Origin of the sequence: Veillonella parvula DSM 2008, from assembly GCF_000024945.1 — a bacterium.
Classification (GTDB): domain Bacteria; phylum Bacillota; class Negativicutes; order Veillonellales; family Veillonellaceae; genus Veillonella; species Veillonella parvula.
The window spans coordinates 1,081,415-1,107,530 of sequence record NC_013520.1 but is presented as its reverse complement, the minus strand read 5'-3'; the positions used below and the strand labels follow the sequence as shown (position 1 = coordinate 1,107,530).

Annotated in this window: 22 protein-coding genes and 1 riboswitch; of the genes, 19 read left to right on the top strand and 3 right to left on the bottom strand. The window is 36.9% G+C overall.

Features of this window, described 5'->3' with window-relative positions; all coding sequences use genetic code 11:
- Positions 1-3: 3 nt before the first annotated feature.
- Positions 4-1,233, bottom strand: coding sequence for an aminopeptidase (locus VPAR_RS04865; protein WP_012864396.1), 1,230 nt, complete (start codon positions 1,231-1,233; stop codon positions 4-6).
- 111 nt (positions 1,234-1,344) lie between these two features.
- On the opposite strand from VPAR_RS04865, the gene VPAR_RS04860 reads away from it, so the two are divergent.
- The 6 genes from VPAR_RS04860 to VPAR_RS04835 all read left to right on the top strand — a co-directional run bounded on the left by VPAR_RS04860 (position 1,345) and on the right by VPAR_RS04835 (position 9,717).
- Positions 1,345-1,914: a ComEA family DNA-binding protein gene (locus VPAR_RS04860; RefSeq protein WP_012864395.1), complete on the top strand. Its 570-nt coding sequence runs from the start codon at positions 1,345-1,347 to the stop codon at positions 1,912-1,914.
- Positions 1,871-4,093 (top strand): ComEC/Rec2 family competence protein, encoded by a 2,223-nt coding sequence (locus tag VPAR_RS04855; protein WP_012864394.1) that lies wholly within the window; start codon positions 1,871-1,873, stop codon positions 4,091-4,093. The genes VPAR_RS04860 and VPAR_RS04855 overlap by 44 nt, the downstream gene beginning before the upstream one ends.
- 11 nt (positions 4,094-4,104) lie before the next feature.
- Positions 4,105-5,082, top strand: coding sequence for a DNA polymerase III subunit delta (gene holA / locus VPAR_RS04850; RefSeq protein ID WP_012864393.1), 978 nt, complete (start codon positions 4,105-4,107; stop codon positions 5,080-5,082).
- Positions 5,083-5,084: 2 nt separating this feature from the next.
- Positions 5,085-8,876, top strand: coding sequence for a PolC-type DNA polymerase III (locus VPAR_RS04845; protein ID WP_012864392.1), 3,792 nt, complete (start codon positions 5,085-5,087; stop codon positions 8,874-8,876).
- A 127-nt stretch (positions 8,877-9,003) separates the two neighbouring features.
- Positions 9,004-9,213 (top strand): hypothetical protein, encoded by a 210-nt coding sequence (locus VPAR_RS04840; protein WP_008713956.1) that lies wholly within the window; start codon positions 9,004-9,006, stop codon positions 9,211-9,213.
- Between the two features lie 45 nt (positions 9,214-9,258).
- Positions 9,259-9,717, top strand: coding sequence for a hypothetical protein (locus VPAR_RS04835; RefSeq protein ID WP_012864391.1), 459 nt, complete (start codon positions 9,259-9,261; stop codon positions 9,715-9,717).
- A 96-nt stretch (positions 9,718-9,813) separates the two neighbouring features.
- Here VPAR_RS04835 and poxB read toward each other — a convergent pair whose 3' ends face one another.
- Entirely contained in the window at positions 9,814-11,556 is a 1,743-nt protein-coding gene (gene poxB / locus VPAR_RS04830) for a ubiquinone-dependent pyruvate dehydrogenase (protein WP_012864390.1), read from the bottom strand.
- Positions 11,557-11,849: 293 nt separating this feature from the next.
- Positions 11,850-11,965, top strand: a riboswitch (FMN riboswitch).
- 67 nt (positions 11,966-12,032) lie between these two features.
- Between poxB and ribD the strand changes: the two genes are divergently transcribed.
- The 10 genes from ribD to VPAR_RS04780 all read left to right on the top strand — a co-directional run bounded on the left by ribD (position 12,033) and on the right by VPAR_RS04780 (position 22,326).
- Entirely contained in the window at positions 12,033-13,247 is a 1,215-nt protein-coding gene (gene ribD / locus VPAR_RS04825) for a bifunctional diaminohydroxyphosphoribosylaminopyrimidine deaminase/5-amino-6-(5-phosphoribosylamino)uracil reductase RibD (RefSeq protein ID WP_012864389.1), read from the top strand.
- Positions 13,228-13,884, top strand: coding sequence for a riboflavin synthase (locus VPAR_RS04820; RefSeq protein WP_012864388.1), 657 nt, complete (start codon positions 13,228-13,230; stop codon positions 13,882-13,884). The genes ribD and VPAR_RS04820 overlap by 20 nt, the downstream gene beginning before the upstream one ends.
- A gap of 15 nt (positions 13,885-13,899) precedes the next feature.
- A complete protein-coding gene (locus tag VPAR_RS04815; RefSeq protein WP_012864387.1) occupies positions 13,900-15,102 on the top strand; it encodes a bifunctional 3,4-dihydroxy-2-butanone-4-phosphate synthase/GTP cyclohydrolase II in 1,203 nt (400 codons plus the stop codon).
- Between the two features lie 76 nt (positions 15,103-15,178).
- The gene (gene ribH / locus VPAR_RS04810) at positions 15,179-15,640 is read left to right on the top strand and encodes a 6,7-dimethyl-8-ribityllumazine synthase (RefSeq protein ID WP_012864386.1); all 462 of its coding nucleotides are present in this window, start codon (positions 15,179-15,181) and stop codon (positions 15,638-15,640) included.
- 198 nt (positions 15,641-15,838) lie between these two features.
- The gene (gene hslO, locus VPAR_RS04805; protein ID WP_012864385.1) at positions 15,839-16,717 is read left to right on the top strand and encodes an Hsp33 family molecular chaperone HslO; all 879 of its coding nucleotides are present in this window, start codon (positions 15,839-15,841) and stop codon (positions 16,715-16,717) included.
- A 109-nt stretch (positions 16,718-16,826) separates the two neighbouring features.
- The gene (mtnP, locus tag VPAR_RS04800) at positions 16,827-17,621 is read left to right on the top strand and encodes an S-methyl-5'-thioadenosine phosphorylase (RefSeq protein WP_012864384.1); all 795 of its coding nucleotides are present in this window, start codon (positions 16,827-16,829) and stop codon (positions 17,619-17,621) included.
- Between the two features lie 42 nt (positions 17,622-17,663).
- Positions 17,664-18,728 (top strand): S-methyl-5-thioribose-1-phosphate isomerase, encoded by a 1,065-nt coding sequence (gene mtnA / locus VPAR_RS04795; RefSeq protein WP_012864383.1) that lies wholly within the window; start codon positions 17,664-17,666, stop codon positions 18,726-18,728.
- A gap of 175 nt (positions 18,729-18,903) precedes the next feature.
- Positions 18,904-20,148, top strand: coding sequence for an adenosylhomocysteinase (locus VPAR_RS04790; protein WP_012864382.1), 1,245 nt, complete (start codon positions 18,904-18,906; stop codon positions 20,146-20,148).
- A gap of 118 nt (positions 20,149-20,266) precedes the next feature.
- Complete coding sequence (locus tag VPAR_RS04785) at positions 20,267-21,556, top strand: amidohydrolase (RefSeq protein ID WP_012864381.1); 1,290 nt, start codon at positions 20,267-20,269, stop codon at positions 21,554-21,556.
- A gap of 107 nt (positions 21,557-21,663) precedes the next feature.
- Entirely contained in the window at positions 21,664-22,326 is a 663-nt protein-coding gene (locus tag VPAR_RS04780; protein WP_012864380.1) for a hypothetical protein, read from the top strand.
- 110 nt (positions 22,327-22,436) lie between these two features.
- Here VPAR_RS04780 and VPAR_RS04775 read toward each other — a convergent pair whose 3' ends face one another.
- On the bottom strand, positions 22,437-23,186 hold the full coding sequence (locus tag VPAR_RS04775) for a class I SAM-dependent methyltransferase (RefSeq protein ID WP_012864379.1): 750 nt from the start codon (positions 23,184-23,186) through the stop codon (positions 22,437-22,439).
- A 147-nt stretch (positions 23,187-23,333) separates the two neighbouring features.
- Here VPAR_RS04775 and VPAR_RS04770 point away from each other — a divergent pair, with 147 nt between their 5' ends.
- From VPAR_RS04770 to VPAR_RS04760, 3 genes are all read left to right on the top strand, one after another.
- Positions 23,334-24,272, top strand: a complete 939-nt coding sequence (locus VPAR_RS04770) for a DUF1848 domain-containing protein (protein ID WP_012864378.1) — start codon at positions 23,334-23,336, stop codon at positions 24,270-24,272.
- Between the two features lie 139 nt (positions 24,273-24,411).
- Entirely contained in the window at positions 24,412-25,320 is a 909-nt protein-coding gene (locus tag VPAR_RS04765; RefSeq protein WP_012864377.1) for an HAD family hydrolase, read from the top strand.
- A gap of 1 nt (position 25,321) precedes the next feature.
- The gene (locus VPAR_RS04760) at positions 25,322-26,065 is read left to right on the top strand and encodes a DUF4241 domain-containing protein (protein WP_012864376.1); all 744 of its coding nucleotides are present in this window, start codon (positions 25,322-25,324) and stop codon (positions 26,063-26,065) included.
- Positions 26,066-26,116 lie beyond the last annotated feature (51 nt).

The window sequence follows — 26,116 nt, the reverse complement described above, 5'->3', positions numbered from 1 at the left end:
TGTTTATACTTGTAAGCGACCATCGATCATGATGTCTACTTCTTGGCCATCACGTGTATAGCCTTTGATATTCATATGTTCATGACCAATCATAAAGTCTACATGTGTTAAAGAGTGGTTCAAACCACGTTCTTTTAATTCGTCGTCAGATAAACCATCACTGTTTTTGAGGCATGTAGGGTAAGAGGCTCCAATTGCTAGATGGCATGATGCATTTTCATCAAATAATGTTTCATAGAAGATTTGATTAGATTGGCTGATTGGACTAAAATGATCAACTAATGCAACTTCGCCAAGGTAGTGTGAGCCTTCATCTGTCTCAACTAATTCTTTTAGTACTTCATAACCTTCTTTTGCAGTGTATTCTACAATTTTACCTTCTTTGAAAGTGAAGGAGAAATCAGAAATCGTATTGCCATGATAAATTAAGGGTTTTGTGCTATATACAATGCCGTTTACACCATTGTACTGTGGTGCAGAGAAAATTTCTTCGGTAGGAATATTAGCATTGAAGATAGTACCATCTTTAGACGCTTCTTCACCGCCTTGCCAAATATGACCTTCTGGTAATTCTAGTAAGAGGTCAGTACCATTTTCACAAGTGTAACGTAATGCTTTTAAGTCTAGTTTATTAATTGCTTCGCGACGACGGCGTAATTTAGCCATGTGGTGACGGTATGTATCCTTTGCCTCAATGCCTTCGATGCGACAAAGTTTAAGCAAAGTTGCCCACAATTGGTCGATTTTTTCTTCATCGGTACCTTCATAACCGAGTGAATCTGCCCATAAAACAGTTGGCACAGAAGCAACGCACCAAGTAACAGAAGAATTCATAATGGCTGTGTGATAGAAGGATAAGGCTTTGTTTAAATTACGTGACTGTAAAGAAATACGTTCTGTCGGGATGCCAGCAAGGGCTTTAGGGTTGGCACTAATTAAAGATAAGAATGCCGCTTTATCATCGATGTATTGTTTGTAGAATTCAGGAATCCAGTTAGCAGGTTTTTCTAAGACTGTTTCTTTGGCATGTATTAAACGTTGACGTGCAATAGGTGAACAGCGCCAGTTGAGAACAACCTCTTTAGCCCCCAATTGATAGGCTTCTTCTGTAACGATAACTGCAAAGTCTTTATTTTCCACATCAACAGAAATAACTAAAGTTTGATCTTGTTGTAAATTTACGCCGTATTGTAATAATGTACGGGCATATTTTCTTAATGTATCTTGATTCATTGAGTCTCCTTATATTCGACATCAATTATAAAACTCCTGCTTGTGTGACCAATAGAGTCAACGGTAGGAGTTTACTTTTATATTGGAAAATCCTTTAGTAGGAGGTGCATTATGAAAGTAAAATTGAAGCCATATATGACAATTATATTAATCCTATGTGTTTTAGTAGGAATTTATTTCCTATGGCCTATTATAACAGATGAAAGCGATTCTGTCCTAGCTGAAGGAGCAATAGATGGAAATTCTTCTATATCAACTGTTGAACAAACATCCAACAAACCTATAGCTTATATTACGGGCGCCGTAGTTTCACCTGGTTTATATGAGTTTGAAAGTAGTGCTACTGTAGGTGATGTAGTTAAGTTAGCAGGTGGGTTATTACCTTATGCTGATGTAGAATCAGTCAATATGGCAAAGTCGGTTAATGCGGGAGATCATATCCACATAGTATTTAACTTCCATGGTAATCCAGAGGTTTTATTGCGCGGTAACAAAATTAATATCAATACGGCAACTGCAAAGGAATTAGATTCATTACCAGGTATTGGTCCAGCTATGGCGAAGAAAATTGAAGAATATCGTTCGCAAAAGGGTCCCTTTACATCCATTGAAGGTATTAAGGGGGTGAAGGGCATTGGTGACGGAGTATTTAAGAAGATTAAAGACAAAATTACAATTTAATCATCAAGATAGCAAGAATGATGAACCCTTTTTTGATGCAAATGATGTTAATTGGAACACTAAGGTTTTAACCCATAGTCAATGGGCACATACTATATTGGGTTCTATAATTATGGGTACAATATTAGGCTATGGTCAGTATTATCCTGTACTTATGCAGATGCACTACATCTTTGCTATTGGGTTAGCTATTATAGTTGTGGGTATTTTCAAAGCATTACAATCGTCTGAAAGATGGCATTCACTTAGCAAGTTAATCATCTTAGTCTTTGTTTTAGTTGGTTTATCTTATTATCAAACAGATTTACAAATTATTAATTATAATAGCTATACATCATACTATTTACAGCAAGAAGGAGAATATCTAGGTACTGTTGTATCATCCCCTGAAATAGTAAATCTAGATGGACAGGAATATTACAAATATAATGTTACTCTTCATGGATTATATCCTTATAAAGATACCGCAAAAAACTCCTATATAAAGGCTCAAGGACGTTTACAAGTATACTCTAAGGTATCAGCTACAAATAACAAAATAAGATTGGGAGAACAAGCCATTATTGAAGGAACTCCAAAGCCTTTATTTCTAATTGAAGAGGAAGGTCGGATCAATCTTCGAGGCAGATATATAAGTTCTAACACAAGAGGACGAATCTACGATGGAGTTTATCGACCTGCCAGTGCTAAAGATTTACAAACATTTTCATATAAAGAGAGTATTTATGAAGAAATATATAGGAGAAGTTTATATCTATGTGGTCAAATACGAGAATCTATAGAAAAGAATATTGCTAGTAATCTAGATGGACCACAAAAGGTATTAGCTCAAGCGTTAGCTTTAGGTGGTCATTATAGTGAACTAGGAGAAGAACGGATGAAAGATTTTGCTTATACTGGCCTCATCCACATTCTTTCTATATCTGGCTCGCATATTGCTTTATTATTAGCTTTAATTTATGGTCTAGGAAGGCTTGTTAAATTACGGAAGCGTACATGTTTAATTTGGGGTATATTAGTAGCTTGTATATATTGCTGTATCGTTGGTGGAGATGCACCAGTTGTACGTGCAACGATGATGAGTATACTCATGTGCATAGCTTATGTTAAAGGGCGATTATATCAAGCTAAACAAGCGTTATGTATATGCGCTATTTTATGTATCATATATGATCCGTTCTCCTTATTTGATGTAAGTTTTCAACTATCCTTCGGGGCGACTTATGGTTTACTCATATGGGGAAAAGTATTATATGAACGGATACAATGGTTACCAAGATGGATAAAAACACCTTTTGTATTATGTGTATCCGCACAGTTACTCATATTGCCATTACAACTCTATTATTTTCACTATATTAGCATTGCTAGTTTGCTAGCAGCCTGTATAGTAGCGCCCCTATTAGATATATCCATAGTTTTAATTTTTGTAAGTACTTTAGTCAGTTACGTATTCCCTATATCGTTAATATGGTCTTTAGTAGATCTACTATTGCGAATATCTTTATATTTAAATCATGTCTTAGGACGTAGTTATAGTCTACTTTGGCTTGGTATGATGCATCTTTATTGTGTTTATATATATTATGCTCTATTAGGTTTGTTTACGTATTTTTTGACACATAAGAATAAGTATACTGTATATATAGTGATGTCCTTATTATGTATAGTTGCAACCTTTGGTGCTTCATACTATGTGACTCAGCATCACAAGGACACAATAATCCATTATATTCCTATGAAACAGTGTAATGTGTTACTTTGCATAGACCCAAACCATAGAGGAGCATATCTATTAATCGATGCACCAGATTATATTAAAACTATACCTAATGAAAGACTTATTAATCAGGCCATAAGGGCATATGGTGTAAAGTCTAAAGATGTAAAAGTTGAGTACTTTCATAGTAACAGTTCTGTACAGGTGGTATATAAAAATGGTATGAACCAAATCGTCGTATATAATGGACAAAGTAGAGAAAAAAATCTAAAATTAAATGATAAGACTAATGTGTTATATATAACGAGTCGATCCAGTGTAATGAATGAAATAGGGCGTATTTCACCTCATAGTACAATTCTATTTGGCAGTCCCCACGGTGCGTTACGCGATGTGGATCCATCAACAGAACATATGTATATAATGGGATACGGCTATATCAAAGATATCTATCTGTGAAAGGAGAAAACATGGCACATATTCAACTCATTTATGGCGATGAGCCACAATTAATTGAAGAAGAAAAACGCAAATTTTTAAGTGCCTATCCAGACCTTCCAGTGACCGTATTAGACGATGAGGCGGGCCCACAGAAGATTAGTGAAAAGCTCTGTGAAGATTCACTCTTTGGAGATCAAAAGGTATTCTGTTTAGTTAATTTGCCCATTATTCGTAAAAGCGGTAAAAATAGTGATGCTTGGGTCCCATTATATGAGCTCATCATGGAATATAATGGGGATAATCCAATTGTTTTGATTTATCATAACATGATAGATAAACGAATCAAGCAGAATAAAGAGCTTTTAAATAAAATATCGAATCGTGAATGCAAGCGCCTTGAAGGGGCAGACCTTGTGATGTGGATTCGTCAATATTGTACATTTAATGGATTTAAAATGACTCCTGATGCACAAGAATATGTAGCTCATCTCATCGATTTGTGGCAAGATGTACCGGTTTCATTTATGAAAACCGAATTTGACCGTTATTTTTTACAGATAACAGGTGATAAAGTCATTACGAAAGAGTTCCTTGAAGAGAATGGTAGTGACTATGGTGCTAAAAATATTTTCACCTTTAAAGAGGCTTTGTTGAAACGAGATATTGATACATTGCTTGAATTATTTCCGTTTATGTTCGGCTATAAAGAATTAGATCGTGCTATGAGCTATATTGAGGGGCAGTTACGTTTGCAGCTACTGGTTAGCGAATGTCGCCAAGCGGGAATGTCTGTTCAAGCCATACAAAACTTATGTAAGGACCATGATTCGTCATTTAAACCATATCCGATTAAGTTGGCTTACGAAGCAAGTCCTAGAATTTCAGTTAAGGCCTTGCGAGCTTTATTAAAAGGGCTCTATGAGATTATTTTAGATAGTCGTAGTAGTAAGGGCGATATTTGGCGATTTAGAGATTTATGTATTACCTATTGTGGGTATAAAGGATAAAAATGAAAGTACGTTATCGTGTTGTACCAAAACGGAATAAGAAATCATCTTTCTATGTGAACTGTCATAGCCAACATGTGACGATTCAAGCAGCGGACTCTGCATTTTCCACATTGCTTAGTCTACGTGAAAGGTTGTCTGCATGGTACAAGGAAAAAAATATCTCTTTTGATGATATTCCAACAAATACAGATTCAGCTTGTTGCTTTGCGTGGAAGATAGATACTGAAACGGGTGAAGGGTTAGATACCTATTATTATGGCGGTGGCTGTGGTGCTGGTGAATGGATTGAAGCGGCTGAAGCACAACGTGAAGCTGAAGAGGCTAAAAATCAAGTACCTAGAGGTAAGTCTTTTGCAGGTTATGATCAACAAGATGAATATGATGATGTAGACGAAGATGATTTTGCCCCATTTGTAGAAGCTGTTGAATTAGGCTATTTCAACAATAGTCCAGTTGTTGTGTCTCGTTCTAATCATACGGCTGCCGAATCTAGCAGTAGCGATACTATCGCATCTGTGAGCAGTACACCTAAAGCAAGCAAAGGCTTTGGACCTAAAAAAACTACAAAATCTACGGCTAAAGGAAGTGAAGGGGATGGCAAATATCCTCGTCGTGCACCAAAGGATGCACCTACTGATGAAGGCATGATTTTAGGGCCAAAAATTCAAGGGGTCACCTCTAAAATCATGGGCACCGTGGATACACCTAGTGTAATTTTTGAAGGTGTCTTTGTAGGTTTAGATAAACGTGATACTAAGACTGGTAAAAGTATCGTTAATGGCAGCATTGTAGATGATACAAACAGCATTAAATTTATCAAGTTTACGAATAGCCCTGAAGAAGGGGATGCGCTACTTAAACAATTAAAAGGCTTACAACGCGTTCGTGTACAAGGTAGTGTCAACTTTGATGATCGTTTTGATAAAGATTATATCTTATCGATTCGCAGTATTGAAGCAGTGGAAACTACAAGTGTAGAGCGAACTGAAAACCGTCCAGATTCTCGTGTAGAGCTTCATTTACATACTAAGATGAGTGATAAAGATGCTCTCGTATCTGTTAAGGATTTATTTAAAACAGTTAAAAAATGGGGTCATCCTGCGGTTGCTATTACTGATCATGGTGTTGTACAAGCCTTTCCTGAAGCGCAAGCCCTTGGCAAAGAGCTAGGTGTTAAGGTTATCTATGGTGTAGAAGGTTATCTTATTGAAGATGAAACGGTAACAAAAGATGAGGAACTTGTACTAGATAAAAAGAAGAAGAAGGAAAAAGATAAACGCTATCATATTATTTTATTAGCTAAAAATATGGTTGGTTTGCGTAATTTATATAAAATGATTTCTATTTCTCACCTTGAACATTACAAGGTTCGTCCTCGTTTGCCTCGTTCCGTTATTGAAGAACATCGTGAAGGTATTATCATCGGTTCTGCTTGTGAAGCAGGGGAACTTATGCAATCTATTGTTCGTGGAGCTACAAAAGAAGAGCTTTTGGAAATAGCATCCTTCTACGATTATCTTGAAATTCAGCCACATACTAACAATATGTTTTTGGTTCGTAAAGGTCTCATGCCAGATGAGCAAGCCCTCATCGATATGAATAAGACCGTTATCGAATTAGGGGAAGCCTTGAATAAACCTGTATGTGCTACTTGTGACGTTCATTATTTGACACCAGAAGAGAAAATATATCGTGAAATCATGCTAACTGCATGTGGATATCCAGATGCAGACGAACAACCAGATTTACATTTACGTACTACAGATGAAATGCTTGCGTCATTCCCTTACTTAAGTGAAGAGAAGCGATACGAAGTAGTCGTTACCAATACACGTGCTATCAACGACAGCATTGAAGATATTAAACCAGTTCCTGATGGGACCTACTCACCTAAGATTGAAGGTGCTGACGAAGCTTTCACAGAAATGTGCTATAGAAATGCGAAGGCTATTTACGGTGATCCATTGCCGCGTGTCGTACAAGAGCGTCTCGACTATGAACTAGATTGTATTATCTCCAATGGTTATGGTGTATTGTATTATATCGCTCATAAATTGGTAAAAAAATCTCTTGATGATGGGTATCTCGTAGGTTCTCGTGGTTCCGTAGGATCTTCCTTTGCAGCAACCATGTCTGAGATTACAGAGGTAAATCCATTACCGCCACATTATGTATGTCCTAACTGTAAATATTCAGAATTTTTTGAAAAGGGTGAATATGCAGGGGGCTTTGACTTGCCTCGTAAAGATTGTCCTAAGTGTGGTCATGCGTTACAAACAAATGGTCACGATATTCCATTTGCAATTTTCCTTGGTTTTGAAGGTGACAAGGTTCCAGATATTGACCTTAACTTCTCCGGTGATTACCAAGCAAAAGCTCACAAATATACGGAAGAACTATTTGGTCGTGACAATGTATTTAAAGCCGGTACAATTGGTACTATAGCTGATAAAACTGCTTTTGGTTATGTTAAAAAGTACGCCGAAATTAGAGACATTCAAGCCCGCAATGGTTTCTTTGAACATTTAGCAAAGGGCTTTACAAATGTGAAGAATACTACGGGACAACACCCTGGTGGTATTATGGTATGCCCTCGAGATATGGATGTGCATCACTTTACGCCCATACAACATCCAGCGAATAAAAAGGAAAGTGGCGTATTAACGACACACTTTGATTATCACTCCATCGAAGGTCGTATGACTAAGCTTGATATTCTGGGCCATGATGATCCGACCATTATTCGTATGCTAGAGGATTTGACAGGTATCGACGCCAAAACAATACCATTTGATGATCCAAAAACATTGAGCTTGTTTTCCTCTACAGAGGGGATTGGCTTAACACCTGAACAATTGCAAGGTGACCAAGTAGCTAGCTTAGCTGTTCCAGAATGTGGCACGAAGTTTGTACGGGGCATGTTGGAAGACTCTCGTCCGCAAACCTTCTCTGACTTAGTACGTATCTCTGGTTTCTCTCATGGTACGAATGTATGGCTCGATAATGCGCAAGACCTTATTAAAAATGGTACTTGTAAGTTGAATGAAGCTATTTCAACTCGTGACGACGTAATGAACTTCTTGATTCATCGCGGCATGGATAGAAAGCATAGCTTCTTTGTAATGGAAAACGTGCGTAAAGGTAAGGGGATCGAAAAACGAAATAAACAAGGACAAGCTACGACGGAATTTGAAGCAGAAATGCGTGAAAATAATATTCCTGAATGGTTTATTGAATCTTGTAAAAAGATTTCCTATCTATTCCCACGGGCCCATGCGGTAGCTTATGTAATGATGGCTTTCCGTATTGCTTGGTTTAAGGTATATCATCCATTGGCATTTTATGCAGCTTACTTCTCCATTCGTGCGAAAGCCTTCGATCTACGAATCATGACAGGGGACCTCAAAACACAATTGACCGAGTTTAACCGTATCAAGGCTCTTGATCGTGCTGCCAGTCCTAAAGATAAGGACCTTATGAGTGCCTTGGAAGTATCTATGGAGATGTATCAACGGGGCTATCGTTTTATTAATGTAGATATTCAACATTCCGAAGCTAGACGCTTTAGTATTAAGGATGGCGCTTTATTGCCACCATTCTTAGCTATTGATTCTCTAGGTGAAACAGTGGCTGATGCTATCGTCGAGGAAAGAAATGAACGTCCATTTACATCTTTAAAAGACTTACAACGCCGTTGTAAAGTATCAAATACCATCATTGATCTTATGAAAGACCTCAAATGCTGTGGTGAACTACCTGAAGATGAACAAATGTCACTCTTTGGGGCATAATTTAATACAAAAAATTACTAAATACAAAGTAAGCACTATACACCTAAAAAGGTATATAGTGCTTATTTTTATGTAATTTGCTACAATATATTTAAGATATGTCTTTGATACTAGGGAGTGTTGAAATATGATTGAGCAACTTCAAAATCATGCTGATGAGATAGAATTTTGGGAGATTGAACCTGAAGATACTATTGAATTAGAAGAATCAGATATTCCAGGTGTATACATTAACGAATTCATGGAATATGTAGATGAAGAGGGGAATGTACTATCTCCATCAGAGGTCGATGCGATACGGTATAAAGACGATTATGAGGACGATTATTATAGATAGAAATAGTTAATGTGTTATATGTATATTGAATCGAGTTGGTGAATTATGAGAGTTCCAATATATGAAGCTTTCGCACACTATAAAAAGAATGAAGAGCTACCTTATACAGAATATTTTAGCTTGGGATTTTTTTCTGATATATCATTAGCTGAAGAGGCTCTAGTTGAATCTAAAATATTGTCTGGATTTTCTAAGTTAAATGATGATTCCTTTTCCATAAAAACTCACTATTTAAATGATTGTTCTCATATAAGTAATCAAGTTAGTTATGAAATAATAAATAATAAAATTTATGGTGTTTGGTATGATTACGATATAAATTCATATTATTCCAGTTCTGGATACATAGGTTTATTTAGCACTTTAGAATATGCAGAGAAAGCATTAAAGTGGTATAAGACCTGGGATATATTTAAAGTATATGGTTTAGATTGTTTAGGAATTGATACGATTACTCTCAATTTAAGGGGCTGGACTGAAGGTTTTATAACAGTATATGATTAAAATTATGCAATAAAAGAGGTATCATCGAATGATGACACCTCTTTTTGAAAGTTTTGCAGTTTATTTATTTTGGCAGATTTTGCAAATTTTGCAATATTAGTATAGGGATTTATATTTCATCCAGTTTGTTTTGGCCATTTCTTTAAGTTCTGTACCACGGCCATCAAGGATTGCATTGATTAAATATTTGCTGAAGCCTTTAGCTTGTTGGTAAGCGATTTTAGGTGGCATAGCAAGTTCTTGTTTATCTACGCGAACGTTAACGATGACTGGACCATTATGGTTAAGGGCTTCCGTGATTTTTTCATCAACTTCGCTAGAGTTATGAATGCTAACCCCTTTGATACCAGCAGCTTCAGCAAGTTTACCGAAATCTGGATTTACAAAGTCTGTAGCGTAGTCTAGATAGCCGGAAGCTTTCATTTCCATAGCGATAAAGCTAAGTTCTTCGTTATTGAATACAAAGATTTTTACAGGTAAGTTAAGTTGTTTTAATGTTAACATTTCGCCCATCATCATTGTAAAGCCACCATCACCAGAGAGGGAGATGACTTGACGGTTAGGACATGCATTTTGAGCGCCAATAGCATGCATCATAGCATTAGCCATGGAGCCGTGGCTAAAGGATCCTAAAATACGGCGTTTACCATTTGTTTTTAGATGGCGAGCAGTCCAAATAACTGGAGTCCCTACGTCAAAGGTAAAGATCGCGTCTTCTGCTGCTAGTTTATTGAGGCGATTTACGAAGTATTGAGGATGAATTGCTACACCATCTGGCTCGGCAACGGCATAACTATCTAAATCACCTCTAAATTTAGTGTACGCTTTACGCACTGTGTCGATAAATTGAGTATCACCACGTTGGCCTACAAGAGGTAATAATTCTTTTAATGTATCTTTTACAGTGCCAATAATACCTTGGGTGAGTGGAACACGACGACCTAATGCACTAGGATCTCTATCTACTTGTATTACTTTCGCATTTTCTGGATAAAATGGACGGTAAGGGAAGTCTGTACCAAGCATTACCAATGTATCACATTGTTCAATAGCACGGTAGCCAGATGTATAGCCTAATAGGCCAGTCATACCTACATCATATGGATTATCCCATTCAACCCATTCTTTACCTCTGAAAGCATGTACAACCGGTGCTTGTAAGCGTTTTGCTAATTCTACCACTTCGTCATGGGCACCTTCACAGCCGGCACCACAGAATAGGGTAATACGTGTGCCTGTTTCTAAATGAGCAGCCATTTCTTCAATATCTTCTCGTTGTGGAACAATATGAGGTAAACGAGGTGGGGTCCATACAGGTAATTCGTCAATTTCCATTTCCATAACGGCAACGTCCCCAGGAAGAACGATAACTGCAACATCTTGGTTACCAACAGCAGCGTTCATAGCACGGAATAGAATTTCCGGCATTTGTTTAGGATTGGATACAAGTTCGCAGAAACAAGAACATTCTTTGAATAGATTTTCTGGATGTGTTTCTTGGAAATAGTTCAAGCCTACTTCAGATTGAGGAATGTGAGAAGCAATGGCCAATACTGGAACACGATTGCGATGACAGTCGAAGAGACCATTAATCAAGTGTAAGTTGCCAGGACCAGAGCTACCAGCACATACAGTTAGTTTATGAGTTAGGGATGCTTCTGCACCGGCAGCAAAGGCTGCTGTTTCTTCATGTCGTACATGTTCAAAAGCAATTTTACCATTGCGGCGTAAACTATCATTTACAGAGTTTAGACTATCTCCAGTGATACCGTAAATGCGTTCGATGCCCGCATTGGCTAAGACTTCTATAAGTACATCAGAAATTCGTTTTTTTGCCATATTATCACCTATATTTAATAATTACTATCATTAAAATATGGTTATTCAAACCATATATACTATATTAGACTTGTTTAACTTGTAATTATGTGATAAAAGTTACTATTTACTGTATACATAGTTTATATATGTTTATATTAAAAGTAAATATATATTATTTTTTATATTGTTCTAGTATTTGTGTTCTAAAAATTATATTTTAATTAAATTATTTAATATTCTTTCTCAATACAAAACTCTTATTCTTGCATAACATTAATAAAAGTGTTACTATTAATTCATAAACAAAATAGATAAGTCTTTGGGGATAGGTGAAATTCCTTACCGGCGGTAAAGTCCGCGAACCTTTTTGGTATGAATCGGTGCAATTCCGATACCGACAGTAGAGTCTGGATGAGAAAAGACGAGGCACATTTTTTGTGCGCATTTATGATGACCCAAGGACTATATAATAGTCCTTTTTTTATTGAGGTGATATGGTGGATGACGTAGTATATATGAAGCGCGCCATTGAACTGGCAAAATTAGCCACAGGTCACACCTCACCAAATCCTTTGGTTGGTGCTGTTGTGGTAAAAGATAATACAATAATCGGTGAAGGTTATCACCATAAAGCTGGTACAGCTCATGCTGAGGTGCATGCACTAAATCAAGCAGGTGATAATGCCAAAGGTGCTACTTTATACGTAACATTAGAGCCATGTTCTCATTATGGAAAAACACCACCTTGTGCGCTTCGTATCATTGAGGCTGGCATAGCTAAAGTAATAGTAGGTAGTACAGATCCAAATCCACTAGTTTCTGGAAAGGGAATGGAGTTACTTCGTGAAGCAGGTATTGAGGTTGTTTGCCCCGTATGTAGTGATGAATGTGCTGAACTAAATGAGCATTTCTTTACCTATATACAGACAGGTAAGCCTTTTGTCACTATAAAAAGTGCTATGTCATTAGATGGGAAAATTGCTACATCTACTGGACAATCTCAATGGATTACAAATGAGTCCTCTCGTCGCGATGGACATGTGTTGCGTGCCACGCATGATGCCATGCTCGTTGGAATTGGTACAATTTTGGCAGATAATCCACAGTTAAATTGTCGTTTAACGGATAGTGAATTATCAGATGCGTTATTAGATAAAAGCATACTTGATGAACCGATTACGATTCATCAACCAGATGTAATTATCTTGGATAGTCTAGGTAGAACGCCTACTACCAGTCAGGTTTTTGACGTAGAAAATCGCAAGGTGCATATCTTAGTATCTAAAGGTTGTCCAAAAGAGCGAATTCAGGCTTTAGAAAACGTAGGTACCATTGTTACTGTAGTAGAATCTATTTCTACACGTAAAAGTAAGAGTACTGACGTTGTTATCGATATTAAGAAATTATCTATCGATGATATTCTTACAAAACTAGGTGAACTAGGTTACACATCTATTCTTGTTGAAGGTGGATCCGCAATTATCAGTTCTTTTGTGGAAACTATGAACTTTGATAAGGTCGTAACATATATTGGAAATACTATTATTGGTGGTAACGATGCTACACCAGCTGTAGGTGGCCGTGGTTTTGAAAGTTTAGAGGCTTCGCCGCAATTAACTTTTACCAAGACTAAAGTATTAGATAATAACATTCGCATTGAAGCATATCGTCAAGGAAGGAGGGGCGCTTATGTTCACGGGAATCGTTGAAGAAATTGGCCGCGTCGAGAACATTAAAAAGGGCCCTAAATCCTTAACCATAACAATTCGAGGAGAAAAAATTTTTAGCGATTTAAAAGTTGGTGATTCCGTAGCTGTTAATGGGGTGTGCTTGACGGCCACAACGATTGGCAATAGTATATTTACAGCGGATGTGATGCCAGAATCCATTAAGATGACTACGTTTACTAATTTGAAAGTCCATCAACCAGTCAATTTAGAGCGAGCTATGCTTGCGAATGGTAGATTTGGTGGTCATATTGTGGCGGGCCATGTAGATGGTACAGGTCGTATTATTAATCGTGAACAAACCGATAATGCCATTATCTTTACTATCGAGGCTCCAAAATCCGTTATGGATTATGTTATCTATAAGGGCTCCATTACCATCGATGGAATTAGCCTCACAATTATGCGACGAACAGAAAGTAGTTTTTCCGTCTCTATCATTCCTCACACTTTGAGTGAAACTATTTTAGGTTTTACTCATATTGGAACAGAGGTCAATTTAGAAACGGATATTGCTGGACGATATATTCGTCATTTTATGAATCTTGGTAGTGAACCTACCGAAGAAAAGCCTAAAAAATCTATGCAATCCCTCTTAGTAGAGAATGGATTTATATAAGTAAGGAGCGTTCCTATGAGCGAACAATTACATTCTATTAATGAAGTCTTACAAGACCTTAAAACTGGTAAACCTGTTATTATCGTTGATGATGAAAGCCGTGAAAACGAAGGTGATCTTATCATTGCTGCAGAGTTTGCGACGCAAGAAAACATTAACTTTATGGTTAAATACGCCCGCGGTATCGTATGTACGCCTATGCGCCGCGAAGCGTTAGAAAAACTTGGCATTCCTGCAATGGTTACCAAAAATACTGATAACCATGAAACTGCTTTTACTGTGACTGTGGATCATGTAGATACTACAACAGGCGTATCTCCTGCAGAGCGTGCTTATACAATTCAAAAACTATTAGATCCTAATGCGAAACCTCAAGATTTCCGTCGTCCAGGTCACGTATTTCCACTTGTATATAAAGAGGGCGGCGTATTGGTACGTCAAGGTCATACTGAGGCATCTATCGACCTTTGTCGCCTAGCAGGGTTACAAGAGGCTGCCGTTATTTGTGAAATTACTAAAGACGATGGCGATATGGCCCGTTTGTCAGATCTTATGAAATTTGCTAAAGAACATGATTTAAAAATTGCTTCTGTGGCGGAACTTATTGAATATCGTAAACAACATGAAGATATGGTTGAACTTGGTGCATGCTCTAAATTACCTACTAAGTTTGGTGATTTTAGTATCTTTGTATTTAAAAATGAATTAGATCATAAAGAGCATTTAGCTATTGTCAAAGGTGATGTTCAAAATTGTAACGATGTACTTGTACGTATTCACTCTGAATGTTTGACAGGCGATGTATTTGGTTCTAAACGCTGTGATTGTGGCGAACAATTAGACAATGCTTTACGTGCTATTGAAAAAGAAGGCAAAGGCGTTGTAGTATACATGCGTCAAGAGGGCCGAGGTATTGGGCTGACTAATAAAATTAAAGCCTATGCATTACAAGAACAGGGCCTTGATACGGTAGAAGCAAATGAACAATTAGGCTTCCCTGCAGATATGCGTGAATATTCCTTAGCGGCTCAAATTATTCGTTTCTTGGGTATTAAAAGCATCCGCTTATTAACTAACAATCCCGAAAAGCGTCATGGCTTAGAACATTGGGGAATTAATGTAACTAGTCGTGTACCACTTATTATTGCAGCAAATAAATTTAATGCAGGCTATTTGAAAACAAAAGAAGAAAAAATGGGTCATATGTTAGAAGACTAATAATGGTCTATCTTAAATTTAGAATGTTTTTATCACACATAGAAAATCTATGTACGGAATATAGGAGGTCATCATAATGGTAGTTCAAGAAGGTAATTTGTTAGGTTCTGGTAAGAAATTCGCTATTATCGGTTCTCGTTTCAACGAGTTCATCACATCTAAATTAATCGGTGGTGCTGAAGATTGCTTACTTCGTCACGATGTAAAAAAAGAGGATATTACTGTAATCTGGGTACCAGGAGCTTATGAAATTCCTTTGATTGCTAAAAAAGCAGCTTTATCTGGTCGTTATGATGCAGTTATTTGTGTAGGTGCAGTTATCCGTGGTGCCACTACTCATTATGATTATGTATGTAACGAAGTAGCTAAAGGGATTGCTCATGTATCTTTGGAAACCGGTATTCCTGTTATGTTTGGTGTAGTGACTACTGAAAACATCGAGCAAGCTATCGAACGCGCTGGTACAAAAGCGGGTAATAAAGGTTATGATTGTGCTATGGGTGCAATCGAAATGGTTAACCTTATCGATCAAATCTAAGAATTGTATATATAACACTCAGTATCTCATGATACTGGGTGTTTTTATATCATCGAAAATATGTTCTTTTAAATTTAAATCAGACTAGACGAACATATATTCTCTATTATTGAAAGTTAAATATTTGACATGATATACTATATAAGCAATATAAATGTAATATCTTATATAAAATAAGTAGAAATAAGGAATGATAGAATGGATTATATAAAACGTTTTACAACCCGAGAAGGGGTTCGTATGTCTTTAGCTGTAACAACCGATACAGTTGAAACAGCTCGTGTACGTCATGATTTATGGCCTGTAGCAACAGCTGCTTTAGGTCGTGCTATGACGGGAGCTATTTTATTAGCTGGTGATTTTAAAAACCATGAAAACGTAAGTCTTCGTATTAAAGGTGATGGTCCACTAGGTGTAGTTCATGTAGATGCATTCTCTGATAATACGGTTCGAGGCTATGTAGACGAGCCACATGTTGATGTACCTTTAAAGCATGCTGGTAAGCTTGATGTTGGTGCTGCCGTAGGTCATAATGGGGAAGTACAAGTTACGCGATTTACACAATTGGCGCAAGACTATACTTCTACAAGCCCGATTCAAAGTGGTGAAGTAGCAGAGGATTTGGCATATTATTTATATGCATCTGAACAAGTACCGTCAACGATTAGTTTAGGTGTATTAGTAGATCCAGATTACCATACAGTTGTAGCTGGAGGTTTTATCGTACAAGCCTTACCGGATGCTACAGATGAAGCATTAGCACAAGTAGAAAAGAATATTAATGAACTTGGTCCTATTACAGAATATTTGAAAGCAAATCCAGATGGTAAAGGTCTTATGGAACGCGTTCTCGATGGTTTAACTGTGAATCAAGTATATAATGAACCAATTCATTTCCAATGTCGTTGTGGTCGTGATCGCTTTGCCAGTGTGCTAATGACATTACGTGAAGAAGATAAGAATGCTATTTTGGAAGATGACGTAACAGAGCTTGTTTGCCATTATTGTAATGAAAAATATCATTTCACACGTGAAGAGTTACAAAATATGTTCACCTCAAAAGGTCCAATTCAATAAAAACTTTATAATATGTAGAAAAAATACAGGCTACTAGGTTTTTCCTATAGCCTGTTTTTCTATTCTATGAGAAAATAAAAGATAGAGTTATTAATAATAGGAGGTCACAATGAGTGCAATTGGCGTAATTGGTGGTACTGGTGTTTATGATCCGTCCATCTTTGAAAATATTCATGAAGAATCCTTAATGACACCATATGGTGAAATAGATTATGTACAAGGTACATACCATGGGAAAACTGTAATTTTTGTTGCTCGTCACGGCAAAGATCATACAATTCCTCCACACAAAATTAACTATCGTGCTAATATTTGGGGCCTCAAAAAACTAGGCGTTACATTTATTATCTCCACGACAGCAGTAGGTTCTTTAAATGAGAACTTTAAGCCAGGTCATTTCGTGTTGACTGACCAATTCTTAGATTTCACAAAGAACCGCATCACTACGTTTTATGAAGGCGGGGACCGTCCAGTGGCACATCTTGATGTAACAAATCCATACTGCCCTGAATTACGTAATATTCTTCAAAAGGTAGGTACGGAACAAGGCCTTACGATACACAATGGCGGTACCTATGTATGTACTGAAGGCCCTCGTTTTGAGACTCCTGCAGAAATCAAAATGTTCCACATGCTCGGTGGCGATACAGTAGGTATGACTAATGTACCAGAAGTAAACCTTGCTAATGAAGCTGAAATGGCATATGCTACGATTTCTATGATTACCAACTATGCAGCAGGTATTTCTGAATCTGCTTTGACACATGCGGAAGTTGTAGAAATGATGGGCAATATGGCGGCCCAACTAAAATCTCTTATCTTAGGTGCTATTGATGCAATCGATGTGGATGCTCGTTATGATGCTCATAATCGCATGCATGAATATGGTGGTTTTAAACTATAATCAACTCATAATGATACACAATAGTTCATCGAAGGAGAAGTTATGATTAATATTGAATGGCGTAAAGATACGCTGGTACTATTAGATCAAACTAAATTGCCTACTGAAATTACATACGTTCACTGTACAGATTGGCGCCAAGTGGCCGAAGCTATTAAAATGCTTCGCGTTCGTGGCGCACCTGCTATTGGCGTAGCTGCTAGTTATGGTCTCATTTTAGCTGCTATGGAAGCAGGACGTTTAGAGGCGCCATTTAGTGAACAACTTACAAGCTTATATGAGTTTAGTGAGACCTTAAAAGAAACTCGCCCTACAGCAATCAACTTAGCTTGGGCTGTAGATCGTGTCATTTCTCTTGTGAAAACTAATGTTGACAGTATGTCCTCAATGAGTGAAGTAGTAGACCTCATTACAAAAGAGGCTATTATCATTCACGAAGAAGATGTGTCTTTGAATAGACGTATGGCCGAAGCAGGGGCTACATTATTTGAAGGTAAAAAGAATATTCGCATCTTAACTCATTGTAATGCTGGTGCACTAGCTACAGGTGGTCTAGGAACAGCACTTGGTGTTGTTCGTAAATTACATGAAAATGGACAATTGGAACGCGTGTATGCTGATGAAACACGTCCATTATTACAAGGTGCTCGACTTACAGCCTTTGAACTTCACGAGGATGGTATTCCTATTACTCTTGAAACAGATAATATGGCAGCCTATGCGATGCAACATGGGTTAATTGATGCTGTTATCGTTGGTGCTGACCGCATCACTACAAAAGGGGATGTAGCCAATAAAATTGGTACCTATGGTGTGGCTGTACTAGCTAAATTCCACAATATTCCGTTCTATGTAGCCGCTCCTTATAGTACATTTGACTTTATTCTGGAAAATGGTGGAGATATTCCTATTGAGATGCGCAACGATGATGAAGTATCTGCTTTACACGGTGTTCAAACAGCCCCTAGTGGTATTGATGTACTTAATCCTGCATTTGATGTAACACCTCATGAACTTGTAACAGCGATTATCACCGAAGAGGGAGTATTGACTCCAAATTATGAAGAGTCAATCGATAAGCTACGCCAGATTGTAGAATCTAAATAGTCTATTATCTTAATGATTAGCTTATTAAGCATTCTATATATAAGAAATATATTATCTATATAATTAAGTATCTACAATGATATTAACAAAATTATATAGTATCAATAAATCTAAGTAGATTTACTATCAACTATTTATTTTATTGTATCTACTTGTATGAGTAAAAGGAGATATTATGCAATCTTTAATTAGAGACATAAATTTAGCAACAGAAGGCCGTAAAAAAATTGATTGGGTTTCTAACTTTATGCCTACCTTAAATACATTAGGCGATCGTTTTGAAGCTGAACAAACTTTTAAAGGCCAAACAATTGTTGTTAGTGTCCACTTGGAAGCAAAAACAGCATACCTCGCGACTGTATTAAAACGCGGTGGTGCAGATGTAATTGTAACGGGCTCCAATCCGTTGTCTACACAAGACGATGTAGCTGCAGGTCTTGTAGATATGGGTATTACTGTATATGCTTGGTATGATTGCACAGATGAAGAATATTTTGATTTCCTTCATAAAGCACTTGATCACAAACCACATATCATCATTGATGACGGTGGTGACCTAGTAAACTTGTTACATACTACACGCCAAGACGCTAAAGAACGTCTTATCGGTGGTAGCGAAGAAACTACGACAGGCGTACATCGTTTATATGCATTAGAGAATGCTAAACAATTAACATTCCCTATGATTGCAGTAAACGACTCTTACTGTAAATATCTTTTCGATAACCGCTACGGTACAGGCCAATCCGTTTGGGATGGCATCATGCGTACCACTAACTTGACTGTAACAGGTAAAAATGTTGTCGTTGCGGGTTATGGCTGGTGTGGTAAAGGCGTTGCTATGCGTGCTAAAGGACTTGGTGCCCATGTATATGTAACTGAAGTAGATCCAATTAAAGCAGTTGAGGCTGTATTTGATGGATTCAAAGTGTTACCTATGATTGAAGCTGCTAAAGTGGGCGATATCTTCTGTACTGTAACAGGTTGTAAAGATGTTATCGTAAAAGAACATTACGAAGTGATGAAAGATAAAGCAATCATGTGTAATGCAGGTCACTTCGACTGCGAAGTAAACGTAGCTGAATTAGCTGACCTTGCTGTAAGCCATGAGCGCGTTCGTCAAAATATCGAAGGCTATACTATGGCTGATGGCCGTAAACTATATGTATTGGCTGAAGGTCGCTTAGTTAACCTTGCAGCTGGTGATGGTCACCCTGCAGAAATCATGGACTTGTCCTTTGCTATGCAAGCCCTTGCTGCAGAGCATATCTTAAAAAACGGCAAAGAAATGGAGTCAAAAGTATATGTATTGCCTCATGAATTAGATGTGGAAATCGCTAAACTTAAATTGAACTCCATGGGTTATGATTTAGACTCTTTAACACAAGAGCAAATCGACTACCTTACAAAAGTAAACTAATACGTATTGAAATATAATGGTTTTTGGAAAAGATTTTGTATCTAAACTATTACTAGCTTTCAAATTAAACTAATATAACCGAGCTATTATGGCTCGGTTATACCTATGAGGGAAGACTATGTCTGATTTATTGATTACTCATGTAGACGTCCTCACTGATGAGGGTGTTCTAAAAAATCATGCCATTGAAATCAAAAATGGTTATATTACAGCTATTTTAAACGATAGTGAAGCTACAAAAGTAAAAGATTCTGCTAAAGAAGTGTTAGAAGGTAAAGGCCAATTGGCTGCGCCAGGTCTTATAAATACACATACCCATATTGCGATGGGCCTCTTTAGAAACTATGCAGATGATCTTGAGCTTATGGAATGGCTTGAAACAGCTATTTGGCCCACAGAAGCAAAGTTAAACGACGATTATGTACGTCATGGAACACAACTTGGCATTGCTGAAATGTTACGTACTGGTACCACAACTTTTAGCGACATGTATTTCTTTATGAATACTACAGCTGAGGTGGTAAAAGAAACAGGTATTCGCTCTGTACTGTCCCGTGGCTTAGCGGGTGTATCCCCAACAGCAGATCAAGCATTAGTTGAAAATGCTGACTTATTCCGCACGTGGAATGGCTTTGATAATGACCGCATCAAAGTATTGCTTGGACCACATGCACCATATACTTGCCCTGATGATTATATGGAAAAGGTGATTGCCTTATCTCATGAATTAAATTGTGGTATTCATATGCACTTGTCCGAAACAAAAGGAGAAGTGGAGAATGTTATGAAAGCTACTGGTAAGACACCAATTGCGCACATGCATGATTTAGGTTTATTCTGGAATACTACCTTAGCCGCACACTGTGTTCATGTTACAGATGAAGATATGGCTATTATGGCTGAAAATAATGTAGCAGTAGCTCATAATCCACAATCGAACCTTAAATTAGCCAGTGGTATTGCGCCAGTGCCTGAAATGATTGCCAAAGGTATCACTGTTGGTCTTGGTACAGATGGCTCCGCTTCTAATAATAATGCTGATATGCTTGAAGAAGTACGTCTTGCAGCAACATTACATAAAGCACGTCTTTATGATCCAAAGTCTATTCCTGCTCAAGCAGCATGGAACATGGGCACTGTAGAAGGTGCAAAGGCGTTGGGATATACAGATCTTGGAGTACTAGCTAAAGGCTATCGTGCAGATATCGTGTTATATGACGTATCTGGTATGCACTGGATGCCTCGTTACAATGATTTAGCAGCTCTTGTATACTCTGCTAATAGCTCCGATGTAAACACTACAATCGTAGGCGGTAAAGTTCTTATGAAAGACAAAGAATTGCTTACTATTGATGAAGAAAAACTTCGCGCAGAAATCACTAAGGCTCAAGCGTATTTCAGTAACTAATATATTAGAAAAAAACTATATCTGTAATTGATTAACTTCTTGTTGTCTATTGTAGTACTATTTAGGTTTGTATTTATATAATATAAGTTTGTATACGAGGTACTGCTATGCTAAAAAGAATACTTCAATACCTTTCACTCTGTATCGTGCTAGTTAGTTTATTTATATTAGCTGGTTGTAGTAGTAATAGTGCGTCTTCTCAGTCTAAAGGACCTGAAGGGGAATGGATTGCTTACTCAGGCTATACCGTTCAAAATGTAGTGAGTGCTGTAGACACACCAATTTTTATCCTTAATGTAAAGGCTCGTAACGATAGTAAGACGATTTATACAGCAGATATGAAAGCCTATAACTATCAATATACAACACCTGAAAAGAGACCTGTTATTGAATCTACCCAAATGGTAGGGGATATAAAGGAAGCTCGTCTAAATTATATTACGGCCCTTACACTTGTAATGAGTGCTAATGATATAGTTGGTAATTCAGAGAGCTCAAATCCAAATACAATCAAGATGGATATTAGGGACATACCAAATACTGATCTTATTTATGATTCAAAAACAGATACTATTAAATTTTCGGATCAAACTTTTAAACGTGTGAGCGATACGAATAATTTACGAACATTGGCTGATGCGTATAAGAAGGATCTTCAAGTAGCCTCTAATAAATATTTAGAAGAGGTTGGTAATGCAGCCAACCCTAAAACAAAATTTATAACAACCTATAGCTTTGACGACTCTATCATCAAAGACAATAAGAAATAATAAATAAAAGAAAACCCACTCATTTTATGATATGTTCCTTTACTAAATAACTAATAAAGGGGTACATATTATATGGAGTGGGTTTATTTTATAATGTTTTACTATAAATACTATTTTATTACTTTCACCAAGAACATTGGTACAGGAATATAAAATTCATCTTCTTCGCTGTAAATACGAGGGCCTACTGTGGGATCAATTAATACAGAGCTAGCACCTAATTTAGTGAGCAGTTCTTTATCCCATTCTGGTCGTGTATAAGAAGAAATCTCGAGCATATGATAAATGGTGTGACATCGTTCTTTTAATTCCTTACTAACATGTTCGTGAGCATGATGAACGGATTGCGGTAAATCATGGTGATTACGAGCATGTTCCGCATCATAATTGAGAATTAAACCACCTGAGCGAATAACGCGTAACCATTCGGCATAGGCTTTATCTGGATGAGGTAAGTTCCACGTCACATTACGAGCTACAACGATATCAAAGGTATTAGTATCAAAGCTAAGATTTTCTGCATCCATTACGGAGAAAGTTGCATCACAATCTAGCGACTGTGCTAGTTGATTCGCTTCATCTATCATATTGGGCGTAATATCAATACCATGCACTGTATGACCTAGTTGAGATAGGATGATGCTGAAAAATCCAGCTCCACAACCAATATCTAATATACGTAAAGATCTATCAGAATCAAATATATGACTTGTTAATTCGTCTATCCATAATTTTAGTTTTGGACTTTCCAATTCTTTAGCGCGTAAAGCACCAAAATCTTTAGCCCGATCTGTCCAATAGGATGTAATAAAGTCTTTATCATCCTTCATAGGGTGATTGCGTTCAAAAATATCGTTCATATTTTACTTCTCCTCATATTCTATAGTATTTATAGTATCATAAAATAATAACGAACTATACAGCAAAAATCACATTAATTCCATAAATACTAACTATGAGGTATGATATAATACTTCTATGTTTTATTTTAAGGAAAGGGCAGGGCTATGATATTACAGACTGGACAACGTACAGATATTCCTGCTTTTTATGGCCAATGGCTAATCAATCGTGTCCGTGAAGGGTTTGTAGATGTTCGTAATCCATATAATCCGCTACAGGTGACTCGGTATCCTATTAATCAAGAGGTAATAGATGGCATTGCATTTTGTACTAAGAATCCTTTACCATTTATTCCACTACTAAATGAAATTGTTGACTACAGACAATACTGGTATATGACAATAACGCCTTATGGAACTGATATTGAGCCCTATGTACCACCTTTTGCTTCTGTTATAGAGGGATTTAAACACATATCCAAACTGCTTACGCCACAATCTATGGTATGGCGCTATGATCCTATCATTTTAACCAATGAGTATACAATAGATTTTCATTTTGAAAGCTTTTATATAATGGCCAAGTCCCTTAAAAATTATACAGATACTGTTGTTGTAAGCTTTTTAGATATATTTGATAGGGTGGCTCAGAATTTTCCAGAAGGATATAGACCAAGTTTAGATGTTCAAACTAAGATCATTAAAGAATTTGTTTCCATAGCTCATTCCAATCATATGAGTCTTAAAACCTGTGGAGAAGGGGGTATCTTTAAAGAACTTGGTGCTGATACAGCGGGGTGTCTTACCTTAGATTGTTATGAAAGAGCCTGGAATATAAAATTAAAAGCACCAAAACGAACTCCAGCACGATCAGAATGTAATTGTTATTTACATGGTGATATTGGTGCCTACGATAGCTGTAGCCACTTTTGTCGTTATTGTTATGCTAATACTAATCAAGCGGTGGTTCGATATAATCGTTTACATCATGATCCAAATTCTAGCTTACTTATTGGAAGACTTTCAAAAAGAGAAATTATCAAAGAAAGTACGGAGAAGAGCTGGATTGTAGAGGAAACTATAACACAAGATAGCTTATTTTAAGCAAAATTACTAGAAATTACTAAATTAAATGAATTGACTTACCGTGTAAAATAGATACCAAAGGGGTTGTCAAGAAGGAATCTCAGGAATATAAGAGAGTGTAAATGTATTTTTGTTTAGTTTAAAAGGAGGTGCATTTATGATAACGTATAAGAAAGATAGTAAAGATAATTTACAATCATCTGACTCATCTATGCCCGTGTTAGCAATGTGTTACGACTTTGATAAGACATTAACCCCTGACGATATGCAGGCACAAGGTTTCATTCAATCGGTAGGCTATAACGAAGAGCAAATCAAACAATTTTGGCATGAATCAAATCAATTGGCTAAAAAACATGATATGGATAATAACTTAGCCTATATGTACAAAATGATTCAAGAAGCAGTAGGCCATTTCTATGTAACAAAAGATAAGCTCATGGAATACGGCAATCAAGTAGAATTATACGAAGGGGTACGGACTTGGTTTGAACGCATTCGTCAATATGGCTTAGAACAAGGCGTTAAGATTGAACATTATATTATTTCGTCTGGCTTAAAAGAAATGATCGAAGGCACTGAAATGGCAAAAGAGGGGGCTTTCACCAAAATCTATGCCAGTGCATTTATGTTCGACGATAAAGGTGTCGCTGTTTGGCCTGCACAAGCCATTAACTATACGAATAAGACACAATTTTTGTTCCGCATTCAAAAAGGAATTCTCGATATTAATGATACTGGTGTTAATGATTACATTAAGCCTGAAAATCAACGAGTCCCATTCCGTAACATGATTTATATTGGGGATAGCGATACAGATATTCCTTGTATGAGTCTTGTGAACGCTAATGGGGGCCATTCTATAGGTGTATATGATCCATTTAAGAAGGATAAAGAAAAGGTATATAAGATGATGCGTCATCATCGTATCCGTTATTATGCACCTGCAGACTATTCTAATGGTTCAAAACTAGATACATTAGTAAAGCAAATTATTCGTAAAACTGCAGCCTACGAAGTATTAGAAGGCGAATATATTCATTGTAAATACGAAGCCGAGGAGTAATATGGAACAATCTAAATTAACTAGCGAATGGATTCAAACCTTTAACCGATTAGGTTCTGAAGGTAAATTAAAACCTACCGTACCATATCATGATTTATTTAACCGAAAAGAGTTAAAAGGGTTTCCGTTACATACATTACCTATGTGGACGGTAAATTTTCCAACAGGATATATTACGTGTTGTGATCCTCTAGTAACATTGCCAAGCAAACCAGATACATATCTTAGACAGGTAACACCAGGTACGTATCTGTTAGAGACTAAGATAATCGAAATGGAACCAAATGAATATCGTTATGTAGCTAGTCGAGTTGTTTTTAGTAGCAATGAACCTGTATACTATGAATTAGCATTAAAAGGAACTGAAGACTTAACCGATTTAGATGATGGAGATACCTATATTGGGTTTCCTGTAGATTCAGGTTTAGCTACAATTGTAGATGCACAAACAATTGAAACATATAATAAGTTTTATGAACAATGGCATATAAACTATCCTGAAAAAAATATCTACGATGATTACTATAGTGATTTATTCCAATTAAATGCTATGGCATATCCACAATACCAACGTTCTAAAGGAGATTGGATTAACTTTACAATTCCTGATACGGAATTGACAGTACCGATGATTCAATCTGGGTTTGGCGATGGTTTATATCCAGTATACTGGGCATTTGATAAAGATGGCCAAATTTGCCAAATTATTATGGAATACATAGATTGCAGCGAAGCATATGAGTAATATATTAGCGCTGTAGTGAAGAAATTAACTAGATATAACTGAATATATAAA

Excerpts from the sequence above, each read along its gene's own strand:
- VPAR_RS04835 (WP_012864391.1), top strand. The coding sequence starts at position 9,259 with ATGAGAGTTCCAATATATGAAGCTTTCGCACACTATAAAAAGAATGAA.
- VPAR_RS04760 (WP_012864376.1), top strand. The coding sequence starts at position 25,322 with ATGGAACAATCTAAATTAACTAGCGAATGGATTCAAACCTTTAACCGA.
- ribD (WP_012864389.1), top strand. The coding sequence starts at position 12,033 with ATGGTGGATGACGTAGTATATATGAAGCGCGCCATTGAACTGGCAAAA.
- holA (WP_012864393.1), top strand. The coding sequence starts at position 4,105 with ATGGCACATATTCAACTCATTTATGGCGATGAGCCACAATTAATTGAA.
- VPAR_RS04840 (WP_008713956.1), top strand. The coding sequence starts at position 9,004 with ATGATTGAGCAACTTCAAAATCATGCTGATGAGATAGAATTTTGGGAG.
- mtnA (WP_012864383.1), top strand. The coding sequence starts at position 17,664 with ATGATTAATATTGAATGGCGTAAAGATACGCTGGTACTATTAGATCAA.
- VPAR_RS04845 (WP_012864392.1), top strand. The coding sequence starts at position 5,085 with ATGAAAGTACGTTATCGTGTTGTACCAAAACGGAATAAGAAATCATCT.
- VPAR_RS04860 (WP_012864395.1), top strand. The coding sequence starts at position 1,345 with ATGAAAGTAAAATTGAAGCCATATATGACAATTATATTAATCCTATGT.
- hslO (WP_012864385.1), top strand. The coding sequence starts at position 15,839 with ATGGATTATATAAAACGTTTTACAACCCGAGAAGGGGTTCGTATGTCT.
- VPAR_RS04815 (WP_012864387.1), top strand. The coding sequence starts at position 13,900 with ATGAGCGAACAATTACATTCTATTAATGAAGTCTTACAAGACCTTAAA.
- VPAR_RS04775 (WP_012864379.1), bottom strand. The coding sequence starts at position 23,186 with ATGAACGATATTTTTGAACGCAATCACCCTATGAAGGATGATAAAGAC.
- VPAR_RS04865 (WP_012864396.1), bottom strand. The coding sequence starts at position 1,233 with ATGAATCAAGATACATTAAGAAAATATGCCCGTACATTATTACAATAC.
- VPAR_RS04765 (WP_012864377.1), top strand. The coding sequence starts at position 24,412 with ATGATAACGTATAAGAAAGATAGTAAAGATAATTTACAATCATCTGAC.
- VPAR_RS04820 (WP_012864388.1), top strand. The coding sequence starts at position 13,228 with ATGTTCACGGGAATCGTTGAAGAAATTGGCCGCGTCGAGAACATTAAA.
- poxB (WP_012864390.1), bottom strand. The coding sequence starts at position 11,556 with ATGGCAAAAAAACGAATTTCTGATGTACTTATAGAAGTCTTAGCCAAT.
- ribH (WP_012864386.1), top strand. The coding sequence starts at position 15,179 with ATGGTAGTTCAAGAAGGTAATTTGTTAGGTTCTGGTAAGAAATTCGCT.
- VPAR_RS04780 (WP_012864380.1), top strand. The coding sequence starts at position 21,664 with ATGCTAAAAAGAATACTTCAATACCTTTCACTCTGTATCGTGCTAGTT.
- mtnP (WP_012864384.1), top strand. The coding sequence starts at position 16,827 with ATGAGTGCAATTGGCGTAATTGGTGGTACTGGTGTTTATGATCCGTCC.
- VPAR_RS04770 (WP_012864378.1), top strand. The coding sequence starts at position 23,334 with ATGATATTACAGACTGGACAACGTACAGATATTCCTGCTTTTTATGGC.
- VPAR_RS04790 (WP_012864382.1), top strand. The coding sequence starts at position 18,904 with ATGCAATCTTTAATTAGAGACATAAATTTAGCAACAGAAGGCCGTAAA.
- VPAR_RS04785 (WP_012864381.1), top strand. The coding sequence starts at position 20,267 with ATGTCTGATTTATTGATTACTCATGTAGACGTCCTCACTGATGAGGGT.